At 59.9% G+C, this 12510-nt stretch carries 13 protein-coding genes; 3 read left to right on the forward strand and 10 right to left on the reverse strand.

Translation table 11 applies throughout. The features are described 5' to 3' along the window. Window positions 1-34: 34 nt before the first annotated feature. Together CIT26_RS06285 and CIT26_RS06290 are read right to left on the reverse strand one after the other, a co-directional pair. Window positions 35-415: a hypothetical protein gene (locus CIT26_RS06285; protein ID WP_095491768.1), complete on the reverse strand. Its 381-nt coding sequence runs from the start codon at window positions 413-415 to the stop codon at window positions 35-37. A gap of 703 nt (window positions 416-1118) precedes the next feature. Beyond that, window positions 1119-1319, reverse strand: a complete 201-nt coding sequence (locus CIT26_RS06290) for a hypothetical protein (RefSeq protein WP_095491769.1) — start codon at window positions 1317-1319, stop codon at window positions 1119-1121. Window positions 1320-1336: 17 nt separating this feature from the next. Between CIT26_RS06290 and CIT26_RS06295 the strand changes: the two genes are divergently transcribed. Together CIT26_RS06295 and CIT26_RS06300 are read left to right on the forward strand one after the other, a co-directional pair. Beyond that, window positions 1337-2620, forward strand: coding sequence for a hypothetical protein (locus tag CIT26_RS06295; protein WP_095491770.1), 1284 nt, complete (start codon window positions 1337-1339; stop codon window positions 2618-2620). Window positions 2621-2807: 187 nt separating this feature from the next. After that, window positions 2808-4151 carry an SGNH/GDSL hydrolase family protein gene (locus tag CIT26_RS06300; RefSeq protein WP_245319189.1) on the forward strand — a complete coding sequence of 448 codons (1344 nt, stop codon included), beginning with the start codon at window positions 2808-2810 and terminating at the stop codon, window positions 4149-4151. A 78-nt stretch (window positions 4152-4229) separates the two neighbouring features. Here the strand turns inward: CIT26_RS06300 and CIT26_RS06305 are convergent, their stop codons facing one another. Then, entirely contained in the window at window positions 4230-5270 is a 1041-nt protein-coding gene (locus tag CIT26_RS06305) for an EscU/YscU/HrcU family type III secretion system export apparatus switch protein (protein WP_095491771.1), read from the reverse strand. A gap of 84 nt (window positions 5271-5354) precedes the next feature. Here CIT26_RS06305 and CIT26_RS06310 point away from each other — a divergent pair, with 84 nt between their 5' ends. Beyond that, window positions 5355-6158: a tetratricopeptide repeat protein gene (locus tag CIT26_RS06310; RefSeq protein ID WP_095491772.1), complete on the forward strand. Its 804-nt coding sequence runs from the start codon at window positions 5355-5357 to the stop codon at window positions 6156-6158. 94 nt (window positions 6159-6252) lie between these two features. Here the strand turns inward: CIT26_RS06310 and CIT26_RS06315 are convergent, their stop codons facing one another. The 7 genes from CIT26_RS06315 to CIT26_RS06345 all read right to left on the reverse strand — a co-directional run bounded on the left by CIT26_RS06315 (window position 6253) and on the right by CIT26_RS06345 (window position 12357). Continuing rightward, window positions 6253-6702, reverse strand: coding sequence for a hypothetical protein (locus tag CIT26_RS06315; RefSeq protein ID WP_192362438.1), 450 nt, complete (start codon window positions 6700-6702; stop codon window positions 6253-6255). A gap of 13 nt (window positions 6703-6715) precedes the next feature. After that, window positions 6716-8071 (reverse strand): type II and III secretion system protein family protein, encoded by a 1356-nt coding sequence (locus tag CIT26_RS06320; protein ID WP_245319190.1) that lies wholly within the window; start codon window positions 8069-8071, stop codon window positions 6716-6718. A 57-nt stretch (window positions 8072-8128) separates the two neighbouring features. Continuing rightward, window positions 8129-10288 (reverse strand): type III secretion system export apparatus subunit SctV, encoded by a 2160-nt coding sequence (gene sctV / locus CIT26_RS06325; RefSeq protein WP_095491774.1) that lies wholly within the window; start codon window positions 10286-10288, stop codon window positions 8129-8131. Further along, window positions 10285-10578 carry a hypothetical protein gene (locus CIT26_RS06330; RefSeq protein WP_245319192.1) on the reverse strand — a complete coding sequence of 98 codons (294 nt, stop codon included), beginning with the start codon at window positions 10576-10578 and terminating at the stop codon, window positions 10285-10287. Before CIT26_RS06330 ends, sctV begins: the two co-directional genes overlap by 4 nt. Before the next feature lie 35 nt (window positions 10579-10613). After that, the gene (locus tag CIT26_RS06335) at window positions 10614-11012 is read right to left on the reverse strand and encodes a hypothetical protein (RefSeq protein ID WP_095491898.1); all 399 of its coding nucleotides are present in this window, start codon (window positions 11010-11012) and stop codon (window positions 10614-10616) included. Window positions 11013-11050: 38 nt separating this feature from the next. Further along, on the reverse strand, window positions 11051-12052 hold the full coding sequence (locus tag CIT26_RS06340; protein WP_095491775.1) for a SctD/MshK family protein: 1002 nt from the start codon (window positions 12050-12052) through the stop codon (window positions 11051-11053). Between the two features lie 122 nt (window positions 12053-12174). Then, complete coding sequence (locus CIT26_RS06345; protein ID WP_095491776.1) at window positions 12175-12357, reverse strand: hypothetical protein; 183 nt, start codon at window positions 12355-12357, stop codon at window positions 12175-12177. Between the last annotated feature and the right edge of the window lie 153 nt (window positions 12358-12510).

Raw genomic sequence — 12510 nt, forward strand, 5'->3', positions numbered from 1 at the left:
TCCACCTGGCAAAGCTTCTCGCGGGCATCACCGCCTAGGCCGCGCAGCAGAAAGGCTCGAGATCGTCATAGCTGATCGGCCAGTCGAGACCGATGCCGCAGAGGCCTTTCAGCCTGAAGTCGTTAGTATGGAATGGCGGCGTCTGCCCGAACCCGCAGTTGGTTCCGCCTGTCAGGCCGATCGTGTAATTCCACGGTCTGCCGGAGTAGGTGTCCTCGTCCCGGATATTGCTGTCTGCGCCTCGTTCGAGCTGCCGATCATCCGTGTTGTGGCGCCCCCATTCGAGGACGAGAACGCGAGCTTTCCTCCGTCCGACGAACGGGTGCAGGAAAAAGGCTGAATCGAAGCCAGCGTCGATCACGACGATATCATGGTGCTCGTTGGCGACCTGTTTGGCCCGGGTGTCGAGTACCATTGTCCATGGCCTCTTCAGCCACTGACCCCGCACCTGACGCCGATGCGATTGGCTTCCTGCAGGTCAGCGAGACAATTCAATGTTGCGTCGCACTCTTAGGCACTGCAACATAATATTTGCCACTACTTTGGGTAGTTAGGCAACATTTTTTTGAGCCTCCAAGTACCCCGGCTCGACACCGGGCATGGTGACGAGGGCTGGGGCGATCGCTGTTGCGGTATTGTACCTAGATTTGCGACAGGTCGGCAATTTAACGCGGGCATTTATCGACAATTGGTGTAATTGCGCGCGCGCATTGAGCCAGGGGCATCTTGAACTTTCGTCGTTGCCTGTGCGTTTAGGTTGTAGTACGCGTCCTATTGCAGTGCAGCAATATCCCGACCGCAATGTGCGGCCGCGTGAGGGCTCATCCCGTCACCGGAAAGGTGAGCACCGAAAACCGAAGAGGTGAGGCGAAAATTCCGGAAGACGGGAGAAGCATGGTATGAGCATCGGAGCGGGCAGCGCCCCGCCTTGGCCGTCAGTCGCCATCGAGCGTTCACCCGTTGAGCGCTGTGTCCTTGCAGCCCTTCTTTTTTTCCCATTTCTGTGCGGGCTCGTTCCGATCCTGCTCTACCAAAAGGCGGCATCCCGCGTGGCGTGGCACGATCCTGCCTTTGCCACGGCCAGCGCCTTCGGGTTGGCTCTACTATGCTGCCTTTTTTCATTCGTGCGCTATCCCGCCGAGGCGCGGGCTGCGCGAATTATCGTCGTCGGCCTGGCGATAACGCTGGGCCTCTTCAGCTTCGGGCTTGGAGACGAACTCGGCATTGCCGACGCAGCTCGCGCCGACGCGTTGGGCAATGTACTTATCTATTCTCGCCTGATCGCGCTTGTGGCGGCCCTTTTTCGATCCTGCGGCCATCTTTTGCCATTTTCCCGATGGTCTATTTCGCCTTCCACAAGGATGTCACACGGGCAGTTTCCGGTGCTGCGGAACTTGGCCGCAACGACTATGCGCCCTTGATTGAGGCCGGTCTCTTCCTGGCCTGTGGCCTGTTGGCCCTTGGCCTGCTGCAGAGTTTGAGCCGGCTGAAGCTCTTCACCAGGAACCGGCCCAGCCTTAACGAACTCGGAACCAGGGATTTCGCGGCCCAAGCTGCCGGCATACTGCTGCTTGCCGGGATCGGCGCCCATTTTGGCAACTACTTCATGTCCGGGATGGCCAAGGTCACTCTTGACGGAGGGCCTATGAGCTGGATGCTCGAGAACCCGACCAGTTCCATAATGCTGGCCGGGTACAGTTTAGGCGCGGCCCCGTTGGGCTTTTCCGAATCCCTGCTCGCTCTTGCTTATCAAGCATTCAGGGCGGTCCAGATTCCGATGAATGTCGTTATCCTTGCTGCGCAGCTTCTATGCTTTCTCGCGTTTTTGCGCCGGCGATGGCTCATCGGACTGACCGCGTTCTTCGATATCATGCATGTCGGGATCTTCCTTCTGAGCGGCGCTCTTTTTCTGCACTGGATCATCTTGAACAGTCTGATCGTCGCGGCTCTGACGAGAATGAAGGAAAATTCGTTTTCCACAATTGCCATCGTAACCGGGATTCTCGTTACCATATTCGGCCACGCGGTCTTTTATAACGCGCGGCTCGGCTGGTACGATTCAAGGCAAATCCGGCAAGCACATTTCGAGGCCCTCACGAAAGAAGGTGACTGGGTGCGGGTCGCGCCGAGCTTTTTTCGCGACGCCTCCTATCTGCTCTATGGCCGTCACTTCGGCTATCAGGAATATCGTCGTGAATCCGGCCACGTTCCGACCTCAGCTTGGGGCCAGATCGGGATCAGGCAGGTGCAGCCAAAGTCGTCGGACGTTGTCTCGTCCAACTATGAGGTCATGAAGCTTACCAAAGAGTGCGCCTATCCAGTCGAACTGCCAATCACGCCGCCTGACTACGATGCGGCCCGACCGACGCCGTTTATTCTTGGACAGCACAATCGCGCCGCGAACTTGGCGAACTCGGCTATTGCGGTCGGTTACAACTTCTATCCACACCATCATTATTCCATGCCGTTCCTGCACCACGCTTTTGAGGCGTTGGAGCCTCGATACATCGTGGCGTATCGATACCTGGTCGATACCGTCTGCCTGGATGTCGCAGACGGCAAGGTTGTGCGGCGGGTCATGGCCCAGACATTGGGGCCCAAAATCGATGTCCGCCAGTGAATCCGGGCGCAGCGGACGTTTCAGCACGCGAGTTTTGACCATAAGGCAGCACCAGTTTCCACGCTCGCAATCCTTGCCCCTGAGGCTGGTCCAAAATTGCCACGGAAGTTGAATTTCATTCCCTAGGCAGCCCGTCATAATAAGGCCGGCGGCGGCATTACCAGCATGTCTCGAGGAGGAGATAAAAATGCGGCTCATTAGCCCTTTTGTTTTTACGGATAGAGTTTCATCGGTGCTTTCTGCCGCGGCAGGGAGGAAACGGCGTCGACGTCAGACTATCCTGATATGTGCAGCTGTGGCGGCCGGTTCCGCGATCGCAGGTTTTTCGGCACAAGGTGCGGAAACGGGAGACTGGATCACCACTTGGGCTGCCACACCTGCTCCGCGCTGGTCGGATGATCTTCCTGCGCCTTTCGGAGTGCCGGAGGTGCTGGAGAATCAGACCGTGCGCCAAGTTGCCCGCATCAGTGTTGGCGGCAATAGCGTCCGGGTCGTGCTGTCGAATGCGTTCGGCGACAAGCCGCTGACTATCGGCGCCGGCAGCGTGGGAATAGCGGGCAAGGACGGCGAGGTCGACCAGGCGACCCTGAAGCCCCTAACCTGGGGCGGCAAGAGTTCTGTGGTCGTTCCGCCGGGAGCCCCGATCCTCAGCGACCCCGTCGCCCTCCCGGCAGAAGCGCTTTCCGACATCTCGGTCAGCATTTTCCTGCCGAAGAAGACGGCGCTCTCGTCGGTGCATTGGGACGGTGTGCAAACCGCCTACATCTCCGGCCCGGGCAATTTCACAAACGACGCAGCGTTCAAGGCTGAAAGCACGCTCAAATCGCGCCTATTTCTGAGCGATATTTGGGTTGACGCCGCGCCGGAATCCCAGGCGATCGTGTTTTTCGGCGATTCCATCACGGATGGGAATTGCTCGACTCCCGACGCCAACAATCGCTGGCCAGACCATGTCGCCAGGCGATTGCAGGAGGCCAACCGCAAGGTCGCGGTGGTTAACGAAGCCTTTTCGGGCAATCGGGTGTTGACCGACGGTATGGGTGTCAATGCTCTGGCACGTTTCGATTCTGATATCCTGAGCCATCCCAAGGTCTCGACCGTCGTCGTAATGATGGGCATCAACGATATCGGCTGGCCCGGCGAAAATGCAATCACGCCGGACGACAAGGAACCGACTGCCGAAGAGATTATCACCGGATACAAACAGCTCATCGACCGCGCGCATGCCGATGGCGTACGCATTGTAGGCGCGACGTTGACCCCTTTTGCCGACACCTTCAAAGGACTTCCTACCGAGGGTTACTACACACCAGAGAAGGAAAAGATACGCGTCGCTGTAAACGAATGGATACGCACCGGCGGTGGCTTCGATGGCGTGATCGACTTCGACAAGGCGATGGAAGACCCGGGCAAGCCCGGATACCTGCGCGACGACTACGACTGCGGCGATAACCTCCATCCCAACGACGCGGGATACAAGGCGATGGCGGACGCGGTCGATCTCGATCTCCTATTGGGTCCAGCTAAATAGGTCGCTGCTGACCTTGCCGCGCTGTTCAGGCATTGCGGCAAGGTCGGTTCGCGCCTTTTTGCCCCAATCTTGCCTGCCTCAAGTGAGCCCGAGCCGGACGAGATGGCGCACGACCGGTGAGAACATATCCTGACCGATGTAAACTCCGGTGTTCGCATTTTCGAAGAGTGGGCTGGCGACGGCCGCATCCTCGATCACGGGAATACCTGTCTGGCGTGCTTGAGCCATCATCTCGTCGGCCGCTCGGCCCTGGCCTTTGCCGACGACCGTCGGCACCGGCGTTTCACCCTTGACGTAGCGCAACGCCACTGCGCGGTCACCAGACACGAAGACGATGACGGCGTTTTTTACGCCCAGCTTCGCAGGTTGCATCACGGACTCACGCCGCTGTCGCTGCTGTTCATGCCGAATCAAGGGGTCGCCTTCGAGGTCCTTGTGTTCGCGCTTGTATTCGGTTGTCGTCATGCGCATGTCGCGCAGGAACAGCCAGCGCTGAATAGGAACATCGATCACGCCGATGACGACAAAGGCCAGGGCGGCGGCAATTCCAAGTGGTGTCAGCACCGCCTTGATGATCGGCTCAAGGCATGACGGAGCGCATCCTGGAGCATCGAAGAGCGGCTGCAGCCAGGCGATCAAAATGAATGCGAAGAGGCTGGCCAGCAACACCACCTTGGCCAGGCCTTTGGTGAACTCGATGACGTTGCGCAGCGACAGAATCTTCTGAAGGCCCTTCGCCGGGTTTATGTGATCGAATTGCGGCTTGAGCGGCTCAAACGAGAAGACCGGCCCGAACGTCCCCAGCATGCCGAAGGCCACGGCGAGAACGACAACGATTCCGACCAGCGGTAATGTGGCAAGCATCAGCAATGAGAACGAATGGCGGATGGCCCGCTGGCTGATTTCTCCGAACGAATCGCCGGGGGCGGTCACGGTCTGCACGAGTTCCGAAAGGTGCTCGACGAGCGTTGGCCAGGCAAAATAGAGATAGCCAAGCGCTGCGAAAAGAGTGAAGCCGGAGACCAGGTCGCGGCTTTGCGAAACCTGGCCTTTCCGGCGAGCGTCACGAAGCTTCTTGTCGGACGCCGGTAGTTTTTTTTCCTCAGCTTCTTCGGCCATGTTGCAATCTTATCGCACTGTTGTGGTTCCAGTCGGCCAGGGCCGTGTGTAAGGTGCGGCGGGCTTGAATACGGAGAGGTGTATATGCGGCTGCATGTCGTGTTCTTGCCCGTCGTCGCCGTGCTGGCGGTGGCCGGTTGCCAGACGACCAAAACCGACGCCGAGCAGGCAAAGGCGCAGGGCCCGTCGTCGCAATCGGAGCGTCTGATCAAGCTTGCGGACGATATAGATGCGCAGGGAGATAGCGACACCGCAATCGCGCTCTACCAGCGTGCGGCAGCGATGCCGGACGCCAAGCCGAGCGCCTTCGTCAAGGCGGGCGAAGCCTATATGCGAGCCGGCTATCCCGCCGAGGCCGCCAGAGCCTATCAGGCCGCGCTCGCAAAAGCCCCCAATGACGGGGGGGCAATGCTCGGGCTTGGCTCGGCGATGATGGAAACGGGTGATATCGATGCCGGCATGCGCGCACTCGCGCAGGCAGCGCCGCTGGTCAATACTAGCAGCGCCTACAATCGGTTGGGCGTGGCGCAGACATTCGCGGGTCAGACGGCGGAGGCGCAGACTACTTTTGCTCAGGCGTTGAAACTCGCGCCGGGGGATCTCGACGTCGAGAGCAACATGGCGCTGGCCGCAGCGCTCGAAGGCAATTCCACCACAGCACTCCCGCTGGTCCAGAAGATCTCCGCCGCAACCAATGCGCGGTTGCATCACAAGCGCAATGTCGTGGTGGTCTACGGACTTCTCGGCCAGGCCGATCAGGTCAGGGCCTCGCCGCCGATCGGCCTGGCGACCAAGGAGGTGGATACCTTGCTTGCGCGTGCTAGAACCATCCGTTCGAAGGGTAGCACACAGGCCAGGGCGAAAGCGCTCGGCTCTATCCTCGGCTAGCGCAGCGGACCGGAAAGCGCGAAGCCGATTTGGGTCGAGTTCGACGCCAAAACAACCGGATAAAGTAGTGCACCGCGGGCAAGGCCGCATCGGCTCACTCGACCGGGAGCGTTGTTTGCGGCGTCAGCGGCCCGCTATTGGCTCCACCCATGGGAGCCTCTTCGCCATTGAGGTAGCGCCGGGCGGCATTTGCAGTCGGTGCGGCCGCCGCCGCCCCCATGCGGCGGCCCTCGACGAGGTCACGCTGGCTTTCGGCCATGCGTTGAAGATTGTAGGCGTTGGCGCAACCGGACGGCAGGTGGGAGCCGACGCCGGAAACGATCGTCAGATCGGTCGCAGCGGCAGAACGGTCGTCATCGGCCGGTTCGTTCAGACATGCATTGGGAGCAAGGACGGAGCCGCTGACGCCCTTCTCTGAGCCGCCGGTGTCGGTCGAAACATAGCTGTAGCCGGGAGAATATTCCTGCGGCTGTTGCGGGCTGTTAGCGCAGCCGGCCAGAAGCAGCACTGGAAGAACACAGCACAAAGCGATGCGAAATGTCATGTTCGGTTCCCCACTACTTGATGATCAGGCCCATCGCCGCCGCGTCATTGGCGCGCTTCCGGCTGTGGCGTTTGGCTGCCGGACGATCGAGCGGCGTGGCAAGGCTGTCGCGCACCGGCTCGACCAGATAAGGCGTGATCAGGATCACCAGTTCCGTCTCTTCGCGCTGGAAACGCTGTGACTGGAAAAGCGGGCCAAGGACCGGCACATCGCCGAGAACCGGAAACTTTTCCAGATTACGCGAGGTCCGCTGCTGAAAAAGACCGGCGATCGCAAAGGTCTGGCCGCTCGCCACTTCGACCGTGGTGTCGGCCCTGCGCACGACGAAACTCGGCATGGCGAAGCCATTGGCGCTTACTGAGCCTGCTTCCGACAAGGAACTGACTTCCGGCTGGACATGGAGCGCAATACGATTGCGGCCGATCAGCGTAGGGGTGAACCCGAGGGAAACGCCGAAGGGCTTGTATTGAACGGTAACGACGTCAGTTCCTTGCGGAATCGGAACCGGAATTTCTCCGCCGGCGAGAAAGCTTGCGGTCTGACCGGTCATCGCAGTCAGGTTCGGTTCGGCCAGTATCTTGACGATGCCGTTGCGTTGCAGCGCTTCGATGAGAATGTCGAAGTTGATGCCATGCGTCTGGTCCATGTTCAAACCGAAATTCCCGATGCCGGCGGGCACACCATTGTCCTGGAACATGTTGAATTCGAAGCCGCCGCTCCTGTACCCGACAGACCAATCGACGCCGTACGACTGCAGTTCAGTGCGTGAGACTTCGGCGAAACGGACCCGGATGTTGACCTGCTGCGACCCCTGCACGGTCATGTCGTTCAGCGGCGGCTGATCCGGCGGCGAGAACGTGCGGGCGATGTTGTCGACATCCGTTGCCTCTTCGACGCCTCGTGCCTCGCCGGTCGCAACAATGCGGGTCCCGAAAATCGAGAGATTTGTCGCCGAGTTCGGCTGCATTGCGTGTTTCGCTTCGTTGGCAGGCGTGACATCGGGGGTGACGCGGAACTGGGCCGTTGCCTCGACCCGCTCATCGGATGTGATTGCAATGAGGTTGGTCAGGCCGGGCTTTAGGCCGAAGACATAGACTATTCCCGGCGACACGACCTGAAGGTCCGCGATCGTGGTGTCCGCGATCAGGACGGATTCGACGGGTTCATTGAACCGCAGCAGGCGTCCTTGCCCGACCGGCAGGTCGACGGTTGGCTTGCTCGGCAATGGCGACATGTCCTGTGCCATCGCGTCGGCAAGTGTGAACAAAAACGCCAGCAAGACGCCCGTCGCGATAGCGAGCCAGCGCATAGCCGTCCGCCCGGCGAAAGTGGCGGATCGAACGCCTGCTGCGGTATCGTGGATTGTCATGCCGTTCCCCTCTTGAGCATGTAGAGCCCCCAACTGTCCCAATCCGCCCGGCCGGCGTCATGAGGCTGCCTCTTGTCCGGCTTTCGCCTCAGCCGATGGCAGCGACTGAGAGACATTGCGTGCTATGCCCGAGCGGCCGGCTATCGTCGCCAATGGCTGGACGTTGAATTCCTGTGCGAGTTCCTGGAAGGACAGAACCGGAAGTTCGAGGGCGTTGTGCGTGAGCAGGCTTCGCATGTGACGGCGTACATCCATCGCCGCAAGGACGACCGGTGAGACATCGGTGGCGTTCTGCGACAAGGCTCGTTCGATTTCGGCGATCAATGCCTGTGCAGCATCATCCGAAAGGTTCAGGAACGTACCGGTTGATGTGCTTTGCACCGCGTTTCGCAGGATATCCTCGGCCGAGCGCTGCAGGACATAGGCTGCGATGATGTTGTTGCGACCAGCGAAGCGGAAGCTGATCTGGCGTTTCAAGGACGTGCGGATATATTCCGTAAGCATGACGACGTCCTGTTCGCGTTGACCCCATTCGATCAGCGCCTCGAGGATCAGGCGCAGGTTGCGGATCGGCACGTTTTCGCCGACGAGTCGCCGAAGCACCTCCGCTATTTTCTGCAGCGGCACGATCTCCTGCGCCTGTCTGACCAGATCCGCATAGTCCAGCTCCATGTCCGAAAGGAGCCTGCGCGTCTCCTGGATCCCGACGAAGTGGCCGGCATAGAGCCGAAGTGCATTTCCGGTCCATTTGGCCGCTGTTTGCGCCGGTGTGGAGAAGACGAAGCCGGCTTCCTTCAATGCCGAAATGTGGCGATCATCGACCCACATGAATTTGCGCTGACCGGCAATCGGAGAACCTTTTTCGTAAGTCACATCGAGCAGATCGAGATTCGTTGGGTCCGCTTCGACAAGAACGCGGTCGGCGGGGATTTCGGCATCCAGGATGGGCGCCCCCTCCAGATCGATTCGCATGCCTCGCGCTGAAAGCATCTCGTCGACCTGCAGGCCGATAGCGGGAACGTCGACACCGAGATCGCCGAAGAGTTCGCGGCGCACGCCATCGGCGAGCGTGGCGAATTCGGGTTCCGGGACCGAGCGTCCGAGTTCGGTTCCGAAGCGTACGACGATGCGGGATGAAGAAGGCAGTAGTCCGACGGGAGTGGCTGAAAGCGCCGGATTTCCCGGTTGTTCGGCCATGGCGAACTGGCCGATGTCTTTGATCCCGGATTCGCGGGCGGTGCGGCGATTGATTGCATAGGCGCCCGCGCCGAAGCAGGCGCCAAGGATCAGGAATACAATTGACGGAAAGCCCGGCACTACGGCAAGGCCGACCATGATCACCGCCGCGAGCGCGAGCGCGCGGGAGTCGCGTAGCAACTGGCTGGTTATTTGCCTGCCAAGATCGCTCGTGCCGTCGGCGCTGCCGACGCGCGTCACCATCGTGCCGGCGGCCACAGCGACGAGCAGTGCCGGTATCTGCGCAACCAGCCCGTCACCCACAGTGAGCAGCGAGTAGGTCGCGGCGGCGTCTCCCAGCGACATATCGTGCTGCAGCGTTCCGATCGCGAAACCACCGATCAGGTTGACCAGAATGATGACAATGCCGGCGATGACGTCGCCCTTGACGAATTTCATGGCGCCGTCCATCGCGCCGAACAACTGGCTCTCGCGCTCAAGCTGCTGGCGCAGACGGCGTGCCTCCGCCTGATCGATGTCTCCGTTGCGCAACTCCGCATCGATGCTCATCTGCTTGCCCGGTAGCGCATCGAGCGTAAAGCGCGCGGCAACCTCGGCAACGCGTTCCGCACCCCGCGCGACCACGATGAACTGCGCGACGGTTATGATCAGGAAGATGACGAGGCCCACCGCAATACTGCCGCCGACGACGAAAGTACCGAAGGCGGAAACGATCTCGCCTGCGTCGGCCTGAAGCAGGATCAGTCGCGTGGTCGTGATCGTGATCGCCAGCCTGAACAAGGTAGCGATGAGGATGACCGATGGCAGCGACGAGAACTGGAGCGGATGAGAAACGTAAAACGAAGCCAGCAGGATAAGCACGCTGACGGCGATATTGGCGGTGATGAGAATGTCGACGAGGAAAGTCGGCAATGGAATGAGCATCATCACCACTGCGACGAGCATCAAGACGGCAATGACCAGATCGCTGCGGCGTGACAGCTTGGCAAGGAAGTGCAGAAGGCGTTCCGACACCGTCATTCGGCGGCTCGATGCGATAGGAAGCTCCGCAAGGCATTGTGCGCCTCGGCCCTGCGGCCGGCCACAAGCAACGCGCGGCTCTTCAGCAACGCTAGCGTCGGGTGGTCCATTCCCTCCAGCGTCTCCAGCCTGGCAATCGTGGCAAGCGCTTTGTCCGCTTCGCCATCGAGTATGAGCAGATGCGCCAATGTGCGCAGGACACCGGCATTTCCCGGCGAAAGCTGTGCGGCGATAAGCAGGTATGCCGCGCCCCGCTTTGCCTGCCCGTGACATCCGTAGAGATAACCCAAGACATGCAGCAGATGCACTGTGTCACGCGGATCGGTCAGGTTTCGATTCCTTCCTGCATGCGGCCAAGCAGATCGCGATGACGCTCGATTTCATCCTCCATCAGCGTTCTGGCAAGTGTCTTGAGTTGCTCGCCACCCTCAAGATCGGGAACCAGATGCGTTACAAAATGCTGGAGAATAGGTACCGAGCGACGCAGGATGGCCGGCTCGGGAATACGCGGCATGACGAAGTTGATGAGCGCCTCGTCAAGCGATTCGCTGTTCGTGCCTCGAGAGGGCTGGAACTCCGCGTTTTGTGGTTTTTCCGTGTCAGCGGCCGATGTCGTCCCCTGAGCGCGGCTTGCGGCTTTGTCGACGCCATTCATCCGCCGCCGGCTGATTGCCTGACCGCGCACACCTTCCGCCTGCCGCACCTCGCGGCCGGCAGTGTCCATCCTTGCCGTATCGAATCGCGGCCCTTCAAGCCGGCGGTTCACGGATATTTCAGCGCGACCCTGGCGCCGCCCTTCGTCAGGAGAAGTTCCGTCTCGCCAATGTGCTTGATGGTCCAGCCGTCATTCGTGAATGCACCTTCATGATAGCGTGCGCCGTCGGCGGCGATGACATAGGGCCGCTCGCCATACCAGATCGCCTGCAGCCTCAGGCGCGGAGCCTGCTCGGCGTTGCCGATCATGACATTGGAGACGAGGGGGATGTGCGCGCCGAACGTCTGGTCGAACCAGGATTGCGTTTCCGTCCAGACACCATCCTTGTCATTGGGGATCATACCCGAGACCACGAGCCGTCCAGGCGATCGCTGAACGGTCAATGTGCTGATGCCAGATTGATCGAGGCGCAGCTTGAGCTGGCTTTCCGCGTCAGTGGCACTGTGTATTTGTGTTGGCGATGAATCGTCCAGGACACTTTGCCCGGCCTCGCCAGCGAAGGCCACTCTGATCGGTTCACCCTCTTGAGCGGATATCTTTTTGCCAATGTCGGGCTTGGCGAAAGAGAACCCATTCGCAGCGACGGAAACAGCGAATACGGCAAACAGAACGCTGCCTGCAACCAGGAGGGGGCGATTGGAAACAGACCAGCCATTCGGCGGGCGTTCTAGGTTGACCAGCCGGATATGGGCATCGCCGACAGTTATCGTGAGCGGCAGCTTGCAGCGGCTGCCTTGGCCTTCATGGATGGTCTCGCCGGTGGCGAGTGTGACATCGCCGCCCACGGCTTCGATTTCAATTTGGCTACCCTTGCGCCGCAACCTTGCGTGGACCGGCGCGATGCCGGCATCCCTGAGGACAATGTCCGACTCCGTGCTGGAGCCAACCGTATACAGAGGCTCGACCAGACTGAGTTCGGCTCCCGCGTGAAATCCGTGAGTTACGCTGAGCGCAATGGAATGTCCGGATGCCGGGGAGTGGGCGATAATCGAACGGAGCCGGCGCGCGGGCGCTGCATCCCAATATTTGCCGATAGAATTAGCGGTCATGCCACTTCATCTCCCGCCGATGACAATTCAGACGCAGCCTGACAGCGGCGTCGAAACATTCCTGCCGTGCAAAGTACGCCGCCGGTTGCTTGCGGCGGCGTAGGGGTTCGAGAATCCCCGCCTTAGGCCTTTTCAGCCGACTGGCCGAGCGTCCTTGCGGTGCTCATCAGCATGTCATGTTGGGACTTCGCGATCTCTTTTGTGATCTCGAGGCTAAACATGCGCTCCTGATGCTTGATCATCTTGTCCAGGTTCTGTTCCGGCGACCCGGCAGAGCCAGACGTAACGGGAGGGGTAGGCGCCATCATTGTCTCCTTGAGGGACCATTCAAGTTACAAACTCCGGAATCACGACGATGCGATCCGGCAGGTTGCGAAAGCAGCTTAAGGCAGCATGTTCGAAAATGAAAGTCCACTTGGAATATATGAACCACTTCAGTTCCAACTGTTGCATTGCCG

Origin of the sequence: Mesorhizobium temperatum (genome assembly GCF_002284575.1) — a bacterium.
Classification (GTDB): domain Bacteria; phylum Pseudomonadota; class Alphaproteobacteria; order Rhizobiales; family Rhizobiaceae; genus Mesorhizobium; species Mesorhizobium temperatum.

Coding starts and splice junctions, on each gene's coding strand:
- CIT26_RS06290 (WP_095491769.1), bottom strand. CDS start 1,319: ATGGCCGCAGGATCGAAAAAGGGCCGCCACAAGCGCGATCAGGCGAGA.
- CIT26_RS06285 (WP_095491768.1), bottom strand. CDS start 415: ATGGTACTCGACACCCGGGCCAAACAGGTCGCCAACGAGCACCATGAT.
- CIT26_RS06340 (WP_095491775.1), bottom strand. CDS start 12,052: ATGACCGCTAATTCTATCGGCAAATATTGGGATGCAGCGCCCGCGCGC.
- CIT26_RS06315 (WP_192362438.1), bottom strand. CDS start 6,702: ATGACATTTCGCATCGCTTTGTGCTGTGTTCTTCCAGTGCTGCTTCTG.
- CIT26_RS06305 (WP_095491771.1), bottom strand. CDS start 5,270: ATGGCCGAAGAAGCTGAGGAAAAAAAACTACCGGCGTCCGACAAGAAG.
- CIT26_RS06295 (WP_095491770.1), top strand. CDS start 1,337: ATGGTCTATTTCGCCTTCCACAAGGATGTCACACGGGCAGTTTCCGGT.
- CIT26_RS06345 (WP_095491776.1), bottom strand. CDS start 12,357: ATGGCGCCTACCCCTCCCGTTACGTCTGGCTCTGCCGGGTCGCCGGAA.
- CIT26_RS06320 (WP_245319190.1), bottom strand. CDS start 8,071: ATGACAATCCACGATACCGCAGCAGGCGTTCGATCCGCCACTTTCGCC.
- CIT26_RS06300 (WP_245319189.1), top strand. CDS start 2,808: ATGCGGCTCATTAGCCCTTTTGTTTTTACGGATAGAGTTTCATCGGTG.
- CIT26_RS06310 (WP_095491772.1), top strand. CDS start 5,355: ATGCGGCTGCATGTCGTGTTCTTGCCCGTCGTCGCCGTGCTGGCGGTG.
- CIT26_RS06335 (WP_095491898.1), bottom strand. CDS start 11,012: ATGGACACTGCCGGCCGCGAGGTGCGGCAGGCGGAAGGTGTGCGCGGT.
- sctV (WP_095491774.1), bottom strand. CDS start 10,288: ATGACGGTGTCGGAACGCCTTCTGCACTTCCTTGCCAAGCTGTCACGC.